This is a genomic window from Actinobaculum massiliense (assembly GCF_001457435.1).
Classification (GTDB): Bacteria; Actinomycetota; Actinomycetes; order Actinomycetales; family Actinomycetaceae; genus Actinobaculum; species Actinobaculum massiliense.
On sequence record NZ_LN881717.1, the window covers coordinates 226338 to 243485 of the forward strand.

The 17148-nt window shown below is 61.4% G+C and carries 10 protein-coding genes; 2 read left to right on the forward strand and 8 right to left on the reverse strand.

The features are described 5' to 3' along the window. Positions 1–50: 50 nt before the first annotated feature. Positions 51–3797 (reverse strand): type I pullulanase, encoded by a 3747-nt coding sequence (gene pulA / locus BN2664_RS02965; RefSeq protein WP_007001702.1) that lies wholly within the window; start codon positions 3795–3797, stop codon positions 51–53. Positions 3798–3925: 128 nt separating this feature from the next. On the opposite strand from pulA, the gene BN2664_RS02970 reads away from it, so the two are divergent. Continuing rightward, a complete protein-coding gene (locus tag BN2664_RS02970) occupies positions 3926–4417 on the forward strand; it encodes a PH domain-containing protein (protein ID WP_162137581.1) in 492 nt (163 codons plus the stop codon). Positions 4418–4704: 287 nt separating this feature from the next. Further along, a complete protein-coding gene (gene rpsT, locus BN2664_RS02975) occupies positions 4705–4971 on the forward strand; it encodes a 30S ribosomal protein S20 (protein WP_007001700.1) in 267 nt (88 codons plus the stop codon). Positions 4972–5076: 105 nt separating this feature from the next. Here the strand turns inward: rpsT and pntB are convergent, their stop codons facing one another. The 7 genes from pntB to leuS all read right to left on the reverse strand — a co-directional run bounded on the left by pntB (position 5077) and on the right by leuS (position 17071). Beyond that, entirely contained in the window at positions 5077–6537 is a 1461-nt protein-coding gene (gene pntB, locus BN2664_RS02980; protein WP_007001699.1) for a Re/Si-specific NAD(P)(+) transhydrogenase subunit beta, read from the reverse strand. Positions 6538–6539: 2 nt separating this feature from the next. Then, entirely contained in the window at positions 6540–8093 is a 1554-nt protein-coding gene (locus BN2664_RS02985) for a Re/Si-specific NAD(P)(+) transhydrogenase subunit alpha (RefSeq protein WP_007001698.1), read from the reverse strand. A 178-nt stretch (positions 8094–8271) separates the two neighbouring features. Beyond that, entirely contained in the window at positions 8272–9276 is a 1005-nt protein-coding gene (gene holA / locus BN2664_RS02990) for a DNA polymerase III subunit delta (protein ID WP_007001697.1), read from the reverse strand. A gap of 134 nt (positions 9277–9410) precedes the next feature. Beyond that, the gene (locus tag BN2664_RS02995; protein WP_007001696.1) at positions 9411–11777 is read right to left on the reverse strand and encodes a ComEC/Rec2 family competence protein; all 2367 of its coding nucleotides are present in this window, start codon (positions 11775–11777) and stop codon (positions 9411–9413) included. Positions 11778–11788: 11 nt separating this feature from the next. Next, complete coding sequence (locus BN2664_RS03000; protein WP_081586582.1) at positions 11789–12931, reverse strand: ComEA family DNA-binding protein; 1143 nt, start codon at positions 12929–12931, stop codon at positions 11789–11791. Between the two features lie 117 nt (positions 12932–13048). Next, positions 13049–14014 carry an aldose 1-epimerase gene (locus tag BN2664_RS03005; RefSeq protein ID WP_007001694.1) on the reverse strand — a complete coding sequence of 322 codons (966 nt, stop codon included), beginning with the start codon at positions 14012–14014 and terminating at the stop codon, positions 13049–13051. Positions 14015–14146: 132 nt separating this feature from the next. Next, complete coding sequence (gene leuS, locus BN2664_RS03010) at positions 14147–17071, reverse strand: leucine--tRNA ligase (protein WP_007001693.1); 2925 nt, start codon at positions 17069–17071, stop codon at positions 14147–14149. Positions 17072–17148: the final 77 nt, after the last annotated feature.

Consider the following 17148-nt stretch of genomic DNA (forward strand, 5'->3'; position numbering starts at 1 on the left):
ATCTCCGCTTCAAAACCTTAGAGCATGCGCTCTTCGGCTAGCGAGCCGCCTCAGCGGCGATCAACGGCCGGCGTGTCCACGCCGTCGCCGTTCCAATCCCCCACGTAGGACGAATCGGTGCTATCACCATAGTAGACAACGCTTTGCGCCACGCCCGTCTCCAGCGCATTGCGCAAATGGAAGGCGTTGCCGCGAATCACCGCAATGCCGTCGATGCCGTCTCCATTCCAGTCTCCGGCGACCACGCGATCTCCCGTCGTACCGTACTGTAAGACGGTGGGCGCCTTGGTCTGGGAGAGGTCAGCCTGCAGGTAAACAGTGTTTCCGCGTACCGCCGCGAGCTCAGAAGCCGCATCGGCGTCGAAGTTGCCGGCGATAAGCTGGTCGGGGGGATTGCCGTAGCTAATCTCCCGGTCGGCGACGCCGCTACTCAGCGACTGCCGCATTAGCACCCGATTGCCGCGGACAACCGCGAGGGTATCGACTCCGTCGCCGTCCCAATCACCAACCAGCACCTCGTCGCCCGCGTTGCCGTAGCAGAACTCAAACCGGGCTACGCCGGTGAAGGCGTTTGTACCGAGGAAGTGGTTGCCGCGGCGCACCATTGGGGTGGAGACGCCGTCGCCGTTCCAATCACCAAAGAGGAGCTCATCGCTCGGGTTACCGTAGTTGATCACTCGGTTAGCGGCCGGCTGACCCCACGCATCGGCGTAGAAGATGCCGCGGTTCGGTTGCGGCTCTTGGCTGGGCTCCTCGCTCGGATCGCCGCCAGGCTGCTCGGCCTTGGCCGTTCGCAACACCGTTGCCGAAAGAGCGGAAGCCTCGTAGCCCTCTGTGCCAACACTTACCCGCGCGGGCTTTTCCGCGCTGACCTTGCCGTCAGCAACGAGCACCTCGTAGTCACCCGCGGCGATATCCGCGACCTTTGCGGGCGCTTCGTTGGCATTGAGAATCACCACGTAGGTATCTTCGCCGTCGGTCACCCGGTAGGCGACGACGCCGTCGCGAGCCTGAACAACCGAAGCAGTCCGGAAAATCGCTTCATTGGTCGGCTTGCGCAAAGCCGGGGTGGCCTTACGAAGCTCGATAAGGCCGCGCGTGTAGGCCACCGCATCCGCCTGTTCCACGGTTCGATCCCAATCAATCGCGTTGACCGCGTCGCCGGAACGATACGAATTTTCGTCGCCACCCTTGGTGCGCAAGAATTCTTGGCCCATTTGCTGGGCCGGAATGCCCTGCGCCAGGTAAACGGCTGAGGTAGCCAGCTTTGCCCGCGCCAAGCGCGTGGCTTCAGAGTCCTCTGGACGGGAGGCCTTTAGCTTGTCGTACAGCGTCAGATTGTCGTGGATTTCCACGTAATTGACGATTTGCCCCGGACCGGCGTAATGCGTCTGGTCATTACCATTGGTGCACGGCGCCAAACCCTCGGAGTTCTGGCAGGCCAGCAGGTTATTGGCGATCAAGGTTTCCAGCCCCGGCTTGCCCGAAACAAATCCGGTATCCGACTCGTTGAAAACCGAACCCTTCAGTCCGTCACGAATCGAGTCATTGAAGAATGCCAGGCCATTGTCTCCCAGGCGGGGTGCCACGCGGTAGGCGTTCGGCTGGATCATCATGTCGCGCTTCGGAAGGGTGGTATTCATATCCCAACCCTCGCCCAGCAAGATAATCGACGGATCGATCTTGTTGAGGGCGGTACGCACCTGGCGCATCGTTTCGATGTCGTGCAGACCCATGAGGTCAAAACGGAAACCGTCGAGGTTGTACTCGCTGGCCCAGTAGGTCACCGAATCGACGACGTACTTGCGCATCATCGCCCGCTCCGAGGCGGTATCATTGCCGACTCCGGAGTTATTGACCAGGCTTCCTTCGCTGTTGTAACGGAAGAAGTAACCTGGGACCGTCTGGTTGAAGGCGTGCGAGGCGGCGTCGTACACGTGGTTGTAGACGACGTCCATAATCACGCGCAGGTTTGCGCCGTGCAGGCCGGCCACCATCTGCTTGGCTTCCGCCACGCGCGCCGCCGGATCATACGGGTCGGAGGAATACGAGCCCTCCGGCACGTTGTAGTTCACCGGATCGTAGCCCCAGTTTTGCTGGGCACCGTAGGCCAGGCTGGCGGTCTCGTCGACCGAGCCGTAGTCGTACATCGGCATGATTTGCACGTGCGTGACGCCAAGTTGCTTCAAATATTCAAGCCCGGAGACCGCGCCTTTTTCGGTGCGAGTTCCTTCTTCGACGACGCCGAGAAACTTTCCGCGCTTTTCCGGGGAGATGCCGGAGTGGGGATCAATGGAAAAATCACGCACGTTCATTTCCGCGATCGATGCATTCGTGGCCGGGCCGAAGGCTGGCATACGCTCGCCGGCAGCGCCCGACGCCGAACTTTCGGGCGAAAGAATAACCGACCGTTTGCCGTTGGCTACCGCGGCCTTGGCGTAAGGATCAGGAGATTCATTCGTGGTGCCGTTGGCGAAGCTGACGCTGAAATCGTAAGCGGTCAGGTTCCGTTCACCGGGCAAAACCGCGCTCCAAACGCCCTTTTCGCCGCGTTCCATAGCAACGCTCGAGTCAAGCGGGGCGGTGGGGTTGGCATTGGAGTAAACGTTGACCTTTACCTCGCTGGCGGTAGGCGCCCACAGCTTCAGTTCGGTCTGTTCCGGAGCATACTTTGCGCCCAGTTCCCCCTCGTAGGCGTAGGCGGCGTCGAACTCGGGTGTGCGCACAACGCTCCCCGCGCTCGCCACTGCCCCGCCGTATTCGCCCGCTTTTACCTGGTAGGCACGGCTGAGATCGAGTGGCTGGGCTACCTCGATGCGCAGTTTGCCCTCAGTGAATTTAACGCTGGTTACTTCGGCGCCCTCAACCTTCACGGACTCCTTGGAGAAGGCAGTAGCTGGGACGTTGCCCCGCACCGTTGCCGTAATTGCAGAAAGCTCGGAAATCTCCGCGCCAATAATTCCCGTCTTGGTGGGAACCACGGTCGGATTTGTGTACACCTGCGCGTCCTTTGCCATAATCCAAATCTCCGTGCTTGCCGCGGAATCGTCTTTCATGGTGATTGCCGACTGCGGAATCACCCGATCTCCATCTCCAGGATCCTTCGCGCTCCAGGCATCTCCGCCTTGACGCACGATGAACTTCGGGGTGTGAATACCGCTCTCCGACTTCAGCTGGTAAGTTGCCACCTTTCCGAAGCTATCCTGGCCTGTAAACGCAACCGCGCTCCCCTGACCGTCGTCGACCCAGGTCCATAGATCCCAGCCCTCATAATCGCCGGCCGGGCGCAGGTAATGGACCGTTACGTCAAGGACCTTCGGAATTTTCGCGAACTGCTCGGGCGGCCGGGTTGCCGTCTCTTCGCTACCGGCCTGGATCCAGACCTCTGCCGTTCCCGAGGATGCATCAAGCATCCGGTCTCCGCCGTCCTTATTCCACTGCTCGGTGGTAATAATTGCCCCGAGCTTACCGGGAGCGTAGGCGCCGGGAACCTTCAGATCGAGGACCTTCCCGAAAGCATCTTCGCCGGTAAAGGCGTAGTGCTTCCCTGCTAAATCCTTCCCGTCCTGGTCCGTTCCCCACAGATAGACTCCGCGGGATTGATCCGCCTCGCCTTTCGGGGCGTAGTGAATAACTACTCGGGTAGTTGCACTAGCGGATTCCTGAGCCAGTTTCGCCGCGGAATCTGCCTGCGCCAGCGGGGAAACGCCAGCCACACAGATGGAAATAACCAATGCGAAAACGGCGAAAAGCCCCACCATCGCCCGATTCTTATTCCTGAATCTGAATTGAGTCATGTGTTTCCTAACCTCGTCATTGAGATATGAGTAACAGCATTCTAAACTTGCCTGGAAATATTTTCACTAGTTTTCAGGAAATTTCAGGGTTGTTTTTAGGTAACGCCGGCTGTGGCACGATAGAGTCCATGAGTTTTCCGAAGCGGCTTTTAGGACCAGGCGAAAAGGTGATTCTGGATATCCACCCTTCTGCCACCATCCTGTTACCAAATATCTTTGCGGCCGTACTGTTTTTTATAACCGGCCTGGCCATGTTGATTTTCCTTCCCGCCTCCTGGCGGCCGCTCTCCCTATGGATCGTTAGCATCGTCCTCTTGGCGATCCTCGCCGCGGTAATCCTCATTCCATTCCTGCGTTGGAAGGAAACAACATATACGCTCACGGATCGTCGTTTCGTCGCTCGCCACGGGCTAGTGAAGAAGACCGGGCACGATGTTCCATTGAGTAATATCCACACGGTCCGCGCCCTCGAAGCTGCTGGTAGCGGCAGTGGCTCGGGTACGCTCGCCCTAGTCACCGGCGATGGGCGCGAGGTTCAATTCCCGGGGATCTTGCGGGCGAAGGAATTCGCCGCGCTCGCCACTCGGCAGATTGAGGAGAATCAGGAGCGCTTCCGCTAAAGCGCGCCGCACTGGCCGACGCGCAAAGTGGGCTTCACTTTGCCCAGCCGGGCTACGCCGCGCCTAGCCCATCGCCGCGCGGAATGCTTTTGCCGCCAAATCACGGGGAAGATCACAGCTTAGCCTCCCACCCACAGTCGGTGATCTGGTAGGGTTTCTTGTTGGACTTTCACCGGTCGGGTGGTAGGTCCTAGTTTTCCGGAAAACCACGGGTGCCCCACGCCCACAGTCCAGCGGAAAACGCTTCCCTCACCGACCAAAAAGCGATTGATTGAAAGAGATTTTCAGTGGCAAACATTAAGCAGCAGAAGAAGCGCGTGCTGACCAACGAGAAGCGTCGTCTTCGCAACCAGGCTTACAAGTCGGAGATCCGTACCTACGTGCGCAAGACGCGCGAGGCGATTGCCGAGGGTGACCGCGAAACCGCTCAGGCCGCGCTCAACGCGGCGGGCCGCAAGCTCGACAAGGCCGTTTCGAAGGGTGTTATCCACAAGAACCAGGCTGCGAACCGCAAGTCGAAGTTGGCGAAGCAGATCAACGCGCTCGGCGAGTAAATCCGGCGCGATGCCTAACGCGCGACGCTTGTCAGCGCAATATTCAAGGTTTGGGGGCCAGGCTCATTGCCTGGCCCCCAAACCTTATTTGGACTTAGCCGCTCGCTATTCAATAGCCGCGTTGATTGCGTCCACAGATGCCTTCGCATCTCCCAGGCACATATCCGTGTTCTCATTGAAGAACAGCGGGTTTTGCACCCCGGCGTAACCCACATTGCCCATAGAGCGCTTGAAGACCACAACCTTCTTCGCGTCCCACACGTGGATCACGGGCATTCCGGCAATTGGAGATCCCGGCTCCGCCGACGACGGATTTACGACGTCGTTCGCCCCGATGACGAGGCACACGTCCACATTCGCCAGGTCGTCATTAATCTCGTCCATCTCCAGCACGATGTCGTAGGGAACCTTCGCCTCGGCCAGCAGCACATTCATATGCCCCGGCAGACGCCCGGCAACCGGGTGAATGGCGAACCGCACCCTAATACCGCGGTCGCGCAGTTTCTTGGTCAGGGCCGCTACCGGATACTGTGCCTGCGCCACGGCCATTCCGTAGCCCGGAACAATCACAACCGACTGTGCGGAGGTGAGCATTTTCGCGACGTCGTCGGTACTCACCTCGGTGTGCTCCCCGTACTCGGGGGCCGCACCGCTCGGAGCTGCGCCGTCGGACCCGAAACCACCCAAAATCACCGAAATGAAGGAGCGGTTCATCGCCTTGCACATGATGTAGGAAAGGTAGGCACCCGAAGAGCCGACCAGCGCGCCAGTGATAATGAGGAGGTCGTTGCCGAGGGTGAAGCCGGCCGCGGCGGCCGCCCAACCGGAGTATGAGTTAAGCATGGAGACGACCACCGGCATGTCTCCGCCGCCGATCGCCAACACGAGGTGCGCGCCAAGGGCAAGGGCGATGAGCGTGAGCAACAGAAGCGGGATGAGGCCAATTCCTACGCTCCGCGTCCAGGCGAACCAGATAATAAGGACCACCGAAACGATGATCGCACCCAGGTTGATAAGGTTGCGCCCCGGGAGTATAAGCGGGCTTCCGGAGATCTTCCCGGAGAGCTTGAGGTAGGCGACGATCGAGCCGGTGAAGGTGACGGCACCAATAAAGACTGCCAGGCCTACCTCGCCCATGTGGAAAGCGTTTTCGGAGCTTTCGCTACCGGGCTGAAGGAAGAACGAGTTGTAACCTACGATCACCGCCGCTAGGCCCACGAACGAGTGAAGCATGGCGATCAGCTCGGGCATCTGCGTCATTTCGACCGTGCGCGCCCGCCAGATTCCAATTCCCGCGCCAACCGCAAGCGCGAGCAAAATGAGTATGCCGGTCACGTAGCCTTTCCCGGCGCTTCCGAAGCGGGCGGAGAAGTCGATGGATACCCAGATCGTGGCGACGAGGGCAACCGCCATGCCGATCACGCCAAGCCGGTTACCGCGCGAGGCGGTTTCCTGCTTGGATAGGCCGGCGAGGGCCAGAATGAAGAGGATGGCCGCAATCAGGTAGGCGACGCCCTGGAAAACCAGCGAGGGTGTGCTCATGATTTCTAGAATTGCTTCTTGCATCGCTAGCTCCTCCTGAACATCGAAAGCATACGATCAGTAACCAGGAACCCGCCGAAGATATTGATCGAGGCAACCGCGATGGCGATAAACGCAAGGATCATGACCAGTACGGGTCCGTAGGCGATCTGCGCGAGTGCCCCGACCACAATAATTCCTGAAATTGCGTTGGTTACGGACATCAGCGGGGTATGCAGAGCGTGGGTTACCGCGGTAATCACGTAGAAGCCCACCACGCAAGCGAGCATAAAGACCGTGAAATGCCCGCGCATTGAGACCGGCGCGGTGAACATAATCCACAGCACCACCGCGGCGGCCAGGCCGCTGAAAAGCCAGAACTTCCAGGAACGGCCTTGCTGTTCCGGGGCTTGGGCTGCTTCGGGCTGGCCGGGAGCACCTTGCGCGGCGGGCGCCGGAGCGGGCCGCGCGGGTTGTGCCGAAACCTGGATGGGCGGCGGCGGCCACATGATCTGCTCGCCGAGGTTGACGGTAATCGTGCGGACGATTTCATCATCCATATTGAGCGTGAGCTCGCCGTCTTTATTCGGGGTGGCGAGCTTGAAGAAGTTCACCAGGTTCTGACCGAAAAGTTGGCTGGCCTGCCCGGGCAGGCGCCGCGCCAGATCTTCGTAGCCAATGATGGTCACGCCGTTATCCGTGGTGATCGCCTTGCCGGCAACCGTCTGCGTGGTGTTTCCACCGGTGGAGGCGGCCAGGTCGACGACGACCCTGCCCGGTTGCATTGCAGCCAGCGCGGCGTCGTCGAGCAGAATCGGGGCCTGTTTACCGGGGATTTGCGCGGTGGTGATGACGATATCGGCCCGCGAGGCTTCCCGCGCGTAGACCTCTCCGGCTGCCTGCGCTTCCGAATCGCTCATTGCCTTGGCATAGCCGGTGGTGGATTCTTGCTGGACGGGAATCTCCACGAATTCTGCGCCCATGGATTGCACTTGCTCAGCGGCTTCGCGCCGCACATCGGTGGCCTTAACAATTGCGCCCATTGAGTTCGCGGTGCCGATCGCCGCCAGGCCCGCTACACCCGCACCAATCACGTAGACGGTGGCCGGTGGCATCTTTCCAGCAGCGGTGACCTGCCCGGTGAATTGGCGACCGAAGCGGGCAGCCGCCTCGATAACCGCGCGGTACCCGGAAATATTCTGCATGGAGGATTTCACGTCCATGGACTGGGCTCGCGAGGTGCGCGGAATAGCGTCAAGGGCAAGGCCGGTGATACGCCGGTTTGCGAGCTCCCGGATCCGTTCCTCGTTTCCGCCCGGATTCATGCGCGCGAGCAAAACCGCTCCCTCGTGCATAAGATCCAGGTACTGAGTCGGCGGGTAGTCGGTTTGCAAAACCACATCCGCGCCCCAGGCTTCTTCCACAGAGCCGAGCGTGGCGCCCTTTTCTTCGTAAGCCGCATCGGGAATGGCGGATCCAAGCCCCGCACCGCGTTCGACGACGACGCCGTAGCCAAGCGCGGTAAGCCGGGCAACCGTTTCGGGAGTTCCCGCAACCAGCGGGTCATCGGCCCCCGTATTCTTGGGTATACCTATTCGCATATTTTTCTCCTTGGTGCCTTCCCAGCGAGAAGCAAGTGCACAAACGCTTTGATATTTCTATCAATGCTCCTAGTTTCCCACTTGCCACCCAGAATCTAAAGCGCGGCGCCGCCTAGCGCGTGCCCATGCCTGCCGCTTTAGCCGGTGCGCCCGCGCCCGCCCCGCCGACGCGGGCGCCTTAGCGTGTGCGCCCGCGGGCCTGACCGATCACCACAATGGCGCGCTCTAGCGCGTATTCGGGATCTCGCGAGGCACCCTTGACCTGCGCATCGGCTTGGGCGGTGGCGAGGATGGCGCGCGCGAGCCCGTCGCCGGTCCAATGCCGTAGCTCGCGGCGCGCCCGGTCCTTTTGCCAGGACGCCATATTGTCTTCGCTGCGCGTAAGTTTTCCGCCCACCTGCACCAGGGCTAGCTGGCGTAGTTTGCTGGCGAGCGCAGCAACGATGGGGACCGGGCTCACTCGGGTGGCAAAGGCGTGGCGCGCCAGGCTCAGAGCCCGGCCGGTTTGCCCGGCAATCGCCGCATCGGCCACCTCAAAGGGTGTGACCTCGTTACGCCCGGCATAGGTTGCGCGCACATCGGCTTCATCAATCGTTCCTGTGGAATCTTCTAACAACTGAGCGGTTGCCGAAAGCAGTTCGCGCAAATCTGAGCCGAGGGCATCGACCAGAGCCGCCACCGCCCCATCGGTGATTTCCCGGCGTGCGCCCGCCACATCAACTCGCACGAGCCGCGCCTTATCGTCGTCGTACTTGACTTTCTCCTGCTTGCCGACTTGGAATCCGGCTTTTTCGACGGCGTCGAGAAGCCGTTTGCCGCGGTTACCGCCAGCGTGGCAGATAATTAGCGCGATTTCGGGCTGGGGATGCGCAACATAATCGAGAGTTTCTGCCAGGAAGGCATCCGTCATCTTTTCGGCGTTCTCGGCCACGACGAGCCGGGATTGAGCAAAAAGCGAGGGACTGGTAGCTACCGCCAAGTGACCCGGTTGGTAGGAGCTGGCATCGAGTTTTACAACCTCGGTGGTGGGATTGTTTGCCACCGCGGCCCGCCTCAGGCGTTCCACGGTTCGCTCCGCCAGCACCGGCTCCGCGCTGATCACCACAACAATCGGCCCGAGCTTTAGCCGGTCCAAGCTAAGTGCCGAGTCTTTCGCCCCGCGTTTTTTCGTCGATCGAGCCATGCGCTAAGTATTCCACGTTCACTACCGCCCTCGCCTCCGCTCTCCCCACCGCCGCCGGCTAGCGCACGGTCAGCGCGGCGAGCCATCGCGTCGAGTTTTCGCACTTGGCTACCACAGCCGGCTAGCGTGGTCCGCTACGGAGAGCACCTCGATAGAGCCTCACTTCCCCGTAGCGTGATCGCACCGCAACGCTGGGTTTCGAAAATTTCTGAGCCCGCAAACGATTGGTAAATACTCGGAGCGGGATGCCCGTAGTCGTTTTCTCCTACCGAAACGAGGGCATACCGGGGCCGTAAGAGTTGCGGGATGCGCACCGAATGATCCGCGCTCCCGTGGTGACCGACGATGACCGTGCGAGCCGGTGAAAGGCTTTGCGCCATCCGCTCCTGGGATTCGCGGTCCGTATCCGCGAGAACCGTCACTCCCCCGGCCACATCAATCTCCACCACGATCGAATCGGCGTTGGCCCGCTTATCGCTATCCACGGCCCCACGCGGCCACACCACTTTTGCGAAATCGGCCCCGCCGGCCGTAAATTCCGTACCGGCAGTTACCTCTCGCACCCTTATCCCCGCGGCAGCAAGTTTCGCGAGCGCCCAGGCGCTGTTTTCTAACGGTGCGTAATTTGGGGAAATCCAGGTTTCGCCAACGCTCACAGCTTCCAGAACCGCGGGAAGATCACCCACGTGATCCATGTGGAAATGCGAAAGCACAAGGACGTCTAGATGCGTCACGCCGGCCTCGCGTAGGCATTGCGCGGCTCCGCCGCCCGGTGGGCCCAGGTCAATCATTAGCGTTTTCCCGTTCTTGCGGGCAATGAGGGCGGACCCTTGTCCGACGTCGCACTGCACCGCTTCCCAATCCTCCGGGATTGCTGACGCGACAGGAGAAAAGTACCACCAGAGCGCTCCCCCGCCCGCTACGACGGTGCACGCCAACAGCAACCAGCCCGCAACCCCGATGCCGCGCAGATAGTTGAGAACTCGGCGATGCGCGGGCATGCGGGCAACCACCCCGGGAGGAAAGTAGCGCCGCCAAGGTAGGGCTGCCGCCCCGAGCATACCTAGTTGCACCAGGGTTGCCAGTAGGAGGGGGATTCCAGAACCGGGCCACGCGGCGAGATGACGCGCGACCGCCGCCAGCCACCACGTACAAAGGCTTGCCCCGCCGGCAAGGAGCGTCGCGAGCGGTGTGCACAGCGGTGCGGCTACGGCCGCGCCGAGCCCTAACAGGGTGAGCGGCGCAACCACCGGGGCAACAAGAGCATTGGCGAGCACGCCCCACACCGATCCCGTATCTGAGAACAACGCGAGGACGGGCGCGCAAGAAATTTGTGCCACCAACGGCACCGCGCACGCATCGGCGAGGCCCGGCGGGAGGATCATGCTCAAATGGTCGGCGAGCGGCCGGCCCGCAATAATAATTCCCGCCGTCGCGCTCACCGAGAGGAGGAATCCGTAACTGGTGGCCAGCCACGGATCGATAATGCTCGCGAGCAGGCAGGCGGTGGCGAGGGCAGAAAACGCGTGTGCGTTCTTTCCCAGGAACATAGCTAGGAGAACGACTGATCCCATAAGCACCGCGCGGAGCACTGAGGCCTCGGTTCCCACCAGTGCAACCAGCGCAAAGAGTGCAACCGAGCACGCGAGGCCGGATAGGTACCTGTTCCGCCTGCCAACGACGAGGAGCACCAACACCGTCATAATCGACACATGGCCGCCGGAAACCGCGGTCAGGTGAGTGAGGCTGGTCATTTTCATTGCCGCGTTGAGCTCATCCGGTACCTGGGAATCGTTACCCAGGGCGACGCCGGGTATGAGCCCGCGCGCTGGGGGCGAAAAATCGGCCAAAACCGCATCGAGAGACGCACCAATGCGGGCGACGATTCGTGTCACGCCGCTTCCCTCACCGGAAATCTGGCTCTGCCTGGCGCGCAAGAATGCCGCTTCGCGCCTTCCTGTTTGTGGCTCCAGGCGCCCACGGGCGCTGAAGTGTTGGCCGGGAAGTGCCGAGCAATCGAACTCAACTCGGATTCGGGCCCTTGGGCCGATAACGATATTTCTGTGTGAATCGGTTCCACGCGCCTGCTTCGCCGCGCGGGCTTCATTGACCGACTGTGGCGCCAGTAGTGCTTCGCAGTAGCTTTCACCCCAGGGTGCGGTGCGCATTTTGGGCCGGCTCACCACAGTTGCCTCCACCTGCACCTCGGGGCTGTAGGTCGCCGCCGCCGGCCGACCAGAAAGAGAAACATCAGTAATTTCTAGCCGCGCCTGGTGTACCGCTAAAGAACCGCAGGCCAGGCTTGCTGCCCCCGCAAGAAGCGTCGCCGCCAGTAGTGGGCAGAATATCGCTTTGCGCACCGCCGCGTACCCCGCGCCTAAGGCTCCCGCGCCGGCTAAGAGCCCGAGTCCGAGCAGAGCTCGCCCCGACACGTTTACCCATGCCATCCCCAGAGCGGCAAGCGCGGGAAAGGATAGCCGCAGATCGACACGTAAAGTCACGGTTCGGGCCTCTAGACCGTAACCTTATCCGCGAGTTTTTCGAATTTGCTGGGCCCGATCCCCGGTACCGCTAGTAGATCATCAACCGCGCGAAAGCCGCCGTTTGCCTCCCGCCATTCCACAATGTCGCTAGCGGTGGCCGGGCCCACCCCGGGTAGCGTGTCAAGCTCCTGCGCGCTGGCCGTATTGAGGTTAATCAGCCCGCTCGCGCTACTCCCTACGGTTCCCGAGGTCGCGCTGCTCCCGCCAGCGCCGCCCTGACCAGCGGCGCTCTTCCCACCAGCGCCCTGCCCACCGGAGGCATTGGCAGAGCTCGGCGGCGCCTCACCGGGACGCGGGATATGGATGTGCTGAGCGTCTTCTAGCGGCGCAGCAAGATTGATTGCGGCCCCATCCGCATCGGGTGTGGTTCCTCCCGCCGCCGCCACGGCATCAACGACCCGGGCAGAGCCGGCAAGTGTGTACACCCCGGGGGTTTTGACCGCGCCTGATATATAAACCGTGACCGTGCCGCCCGGCGAAGCCGCGGCGTTGTCTGACGGAGTGGGAGCTCCTCCTTGTGCGGGGGATGAAGCGCCTGACTCCGGGCTTGGCGAATCCCCCGCCGCGGGCTCCTCATCGCCATCGGTTGCGGCAAGGCCCGCGTATTCACCACTCGGTGCTACCTCCGGCTCACCGTGGGCCGATGAGCCCGGCCGGGAAAGTGACCACAAGAAGACCGCAAATACCCCGCACAAAACCGCCACGGCGAATGCGCGAAGCGATCGGCTATCCCAGACCCAGCGCCCGCGCGGTGCCACGGGGGCCAGCGCGGCAACGTCTTCACCCGTCCCTGAGGCCAGAGCCAAGGAGGCAAAGCGCCGCGGCGAGCCTTTTACGCCTCCACGGTTTTTTCGCCCGCGGCGTTCCTCCCGCGCACCAAAATCCCGCGTGCCGAAATCCTCGCCATCACCTAAATCCGCCAGCGGGTCGAAAGCTCGGGTAGCTACCGGTGCGGGTTCGGCTTTCAAGGCACGACGGGCGGCGCGAGATGTTTCTTCTGCGCCGCGCAATGCGTCGTCCGCAGCGCGAGATGCATCTACCGCGGCACGGGCAATCTCGTGCCGATTAATAGTGCGCGGCGGCGGGCCTGATCGAGGTGGTGGCTGAGTCATACGGCCATGCTGGCGCGAGTTGAGGTATCAAAAAAGTGGGGGTACCAATCCTGTGGATAGATACCCCCACGAATCATTCTGTGGAACGCTGCCGGCAACGCCTGCCGCCAGCCGCGCCTACTGCCAGTAACTCAGCGTCGCGGTAAGCGAACGAACGTCCCCTTCCGCGAGTTGCACCAACGAAGCCTGATCGGGCCGGTTGAAGGAATTCACCAGGGCGGTGCGCGGGGAAAGCAGCAACGATCCGCGCGAGCCTCGCGAAAGGTCGTCCGCCGTCGAAACCCGAACATACGGCGATTCAGCCGGCTCTTGGGTCAGTTGCAAAAGGCTACCGCGCACCGGATCGCGAAGCTGGGTGACGACCACCCCACCGGAATTCGGGACGAGATCCCCGAAAACCGCATCCAGAGACTCTTTCCCAATGTATTCACGCAAAATTGGGCTGGCCACCCCGGTCAGCGCCGCATCACCCGCGATCGGAATCCCCTGCTGATTCGTGGCGATACGGGTACGCGCCTGCACGGACAGCGAAAGGTTGGAAATCCCCTCCATGCCTGGGAAACGCACATACGGGCGCCATCCCAGGGCGAGCGGAACGCTGGCTCCGGAAATATTTTCGGCCTGAATCGTCACCGACAGATGCCGGCCAGAATCCGCTCCCTGCTCCAGAGCAAACACCACGCCAATCTCGAGTTTCCAGGGATAAGCCGTGATGCCCTTAAAACGGGTGGAAAGCATCAGCGCATCTCCGGCGCGCACGCGCTTGAAATCTAGGTCACCGATAAGCGCGCCCTCGCCGTCGCCCTTGACCTTCCGGTCCTTACCCGCGAAACGATAGGTGCCCGCGCCAATCGGGCCCACCCACGGCCCCTCCACCAGGCTGCGATTTCCGGTGCGGTTAAGCAGTTCCTCCGCGCTCTGGTAGCCGTCGATCACGCTCGGCGCGCCCGGCGCGGGTTGCCACGAAATAAGCGTGGCGCCGCGCTGTGCAATCAGAGCGCTCGCACCATCCGCCGCCGTGAGCCTCCAGGCGGGTAGCCCGTCAAATTCCTCCGCCGAAATTCTCGTCAGTTTGCTAGCCACAGCCTCACCATCTTCCGCGTTCCAACTCCTCTTCGTCCCAGGTTGCGTATCCGTTTTAGGTTCGCTTCACGTTCTCGGGTTGCTTTTTTGGGAGGCCGACGCCCTAGCGCCGGCCCCGCCCCTCATAACACATTAAGGAACCACGTTCACCAGCTTGGGTGCACGCACGATCACCTTGCGCGGTTCGCCTTCCAGGTACTTTTGCACTCGATCGCTCTTCAGCGCAAGCGCCTGCAGATCAGATTCCGAAATATCGGCCGGGACCTCCAAGCGGTCACGCACCTTTCCGCGCACCTGCACCACGCACGTCACCAAATCATCCTGGAGCAAGGATTCATCCTCAACCACCGGGAACGGCTCACGCGCCAACGACTGCTCATGGCCCAGGCGATTCCACAGCTCTTCAGCAATATGCGGTGCCACCGGGGAAACCATTAACACAAGCGCTTCAGCGGCCGCTCGGGACACCCGCTCCAGGCTAGTGAGGTGGTTATTGAGCACGATGAGCTTCGAGATGGCCGTATTGGTGTGCATCGTCTCGTAGTCAGCGGTCACGCCAGCGATGGTGCGGGCCAAGAGAGTCGCCGTCGTCGTATCGGGGGCCTCCTCGGTTACCGTCACAGCCCCGTCCTCCTCGTTGACGATATTGCGCCACAAACGCTGCAAGAAACGCTGCGAGCCAATAATCGCGCGGGTTTCCCAAGGCCGGGACTCATCGAGCGGGCCCATCGACATTTCGTACACGCGGAAAGTGTCCGTGCCGTACTGCTCGGAAATCGCGTCCGGGGTCACGATGTTCTTCAGGGATTTGCCCATCTTTCCGTATTCGCGATTTACCTTCGCTCCGTTGTAGAAGTACTCGGTACCGCCCGCGCCATCCTCGCGCTCCTCGACCTCATCGGCCGGAACGTACTGGCCGCGCGAATCGGTGTAGGCGTAGGCCTGGATGTAGCCCTGGTTGAAGAGCTTGTGGAAGGGCTCGGAGGAGCTGACGTAACCGAGGTCAAACAGCACCTTGTGCCAGAAACGGGCGTAGAGCAGGTGCAGGACCGCGTGTTCGACGCCGCCCACATACAGATCCACGCCACCGGCGGTATTCCCCTGCTCCGGGCGCGGACCCATCCAGTACGCCTCGTTTTCCGGCGCGCTGAAAGCGTCATTGTTCGTGGGATCGGTATAGCGCAACTCGTACCAGCACGAGCCAGCCCACTGCGGCATGGTATTCGTTTCGCGGCGGTACTTCCTCGGCCCGTCGCCGAGGTCGAGCTCAACGTTGACCCATTCTTGGTCCTTTTCCAAGGGCGGAGTGGGGCTGGAGTTGGCGTCCTCCGGATCATAGGAGATCGGAGAGTAGTCCGAGATCTCCGGAAGCTCCACCGGAAGCTGGTCTTCCGGCACCGCGTGCGGATTGCCTTCTTCATCCCACAGGATCGGGAACGGCTCGCCCCAGTAGCGCTGGCGCGAGAACAGCCAATCGCGCAGGCGATAGTTGACGGTTGCCCGGCCTGCTCCGCGCTCTTCTAGCCATGCCGTCATCTTCGCCTTTGCCTCGTCCTTGCCGAGGCCGTTGAGGGAAATCTGCTCATTGGCAGAATCGACCGCCACACCGTCACCGGTGTAGGCGCCCGCTTCCAGATCCGGCCCGTAGGGATCCTCAGCCGGGCCGATCGTGCGAATAACGTCCAGGTTGTACTTCTGGGCGAACTCCCAATCGCGATCATCGTGCGCCGGCACGGCCATAATTGCGCCGGTGCCGTATCCGGTCAAAACGTAGTCCGCCACGAAAATCGGAACCTTGCCGCCGGTGACGGGATTGATACCAAAGATTCCGGAGAATACACCGGTTTTCTCGTGTTCATCGGCGGTTCGTTCGGTATCGGATTTCGCCGCCGCCTGCGCCCGGTAGCGCGCCACCGCTTCTCGCGGGCTGGCATAGCCTCCGGTCCAATCCTCGCGAGTCCCTTCCGGCCAGGCATCGGGGACCGCCAGTGCGTCGCCATCGCCCGCCTCGCCGGGATAGGTTCCGCCCAGCAGTTCGTGTTCGGGAGCGACGGCCATAAAGGTGGAACCGAAAAGTGTGTCGGGGCGAGTGGTGTAAACATCGAGGATGTTGAGCGTGCCGCCGCCGGAAACCTCGAAGCGAACCGTCGCGCCTTCCGAGCGCCCAATCCAGTTGGTCTGCATTGCGCGGACTTTCTCCGGCCAGTCGATGGTCTCCAGATCATCGAGGAGCCGATCCGCATAGGCGGTAATCCGCATCATCCATTGGCTTAGGTTGCGCTTGAACACCGGGAAGTTGCCACGCTCGGAGCGACCGTCCGCGGTCACCTCTTCATTGGCGAGCACGGTCCCCAGGCCCGGGCACCAGTTCACCGGCGCCTCCGCCACATAGGCGAGGCGATAGCGGGAAATCTCCTTCTCCTGTTCGGAGGCGCTCAGTTGCGTCCACTTCTTTCCCGACGCCGTTGCCAGTGCGCCGTTTTCAAACTTGGCAACCAGTTCGCTAATCGGCCGCGCCGCGCCCTTGCCGCGCCCATCGCGGCGCTCGGCCTGCGGATCGAACCACGAGTTGAAAACCTGCAGGAAAATCCACTGCGTCCACTTCACGTAGTCAATGTCAGTAGTGGCAAAGCTACGGCGCGAATCATGCGAGAGGCCGAGCTTGGCGAGCTGGCGGTGCATATTCGCAATATTTTCCTCCGTGGTAATGCGCGGGTGCTGCCCGGTTTGCACCGCATACTGCTCGGCGGGAAGGCCGAAAGCGTCATAACCCATGGTGTACAGGACGTTTTCACCCTTCATGCGGTGATAACGAGCCACGGTATCAGTTGCGATATATCCGAGCGGGTGGCCCACGTGCAGGCCCTTCCCCGACGGGTACGGGAACATATCGGCGATATAGAACTTCGGGTTGTTCGCCGCGTCTCCGGCGAGCTCCCCTATCGGGTTGTCCGCGTAGAACGTGCCTTCTTGCTTCCAATATTCTTGCCAGCGGTCTTCGATATTGTTTGCCAGTTCCGCCGTGTAGCGATACGACGTGCCGGGTTCAACGCTCAATTCTCTTCTCCTCTATCGAGTATTCCACTGCGAGATTTCCACTGCGGGCCAGTCTATCGCCCCCGACCTCGTCGTCG

Excerpts from the sequence above, each read along its gene's own strand:
- BN2664_RS02970 (WP_162137581.1), top strand. The coding sequence starts at position 3,926 with ATGAGTTTTCCGAAGCGGCTTTTAGGACCAGGCGAAAAGGTGATTCTG.
- pntB (WP_007001699.1), bottom strand. The coding sequence starts at position 6,537 with ATGCAAGAAGCAATTCTAGAAATCATGAGCACACCCTCGCTGGTTTTC.
- pulA (WP_007001702.1), bottom strand. The coding sequence starts at position 3,797 with ATGACTCAATTCAGATTCAGGAATAAGAATCGGGCGATGGTGGGGCTT.
- BN2664_RS02985 (WP_007001698.1), bottom strand. The coding sequence starts at position 8,093 with ATGCGAATAGGTATACCCAAGAATACGGGGGCCGATGACCCGCTGGTT.
- BN2664_RS03000 (WP_081586582.1), bottom strand. The coding sequence starts at position 12,931 with ATGACTCAGCCACCACCTCGATCAGGCCCGCCGCCGCGCACTATTAAT.
- holA (WP_007001697.1), bottom strand. The coding sequence starts at position 9,276 with ATGGCTCGATCGACGAAAAAACGCGGGGCGAAAGACTCGGCACTTAGC.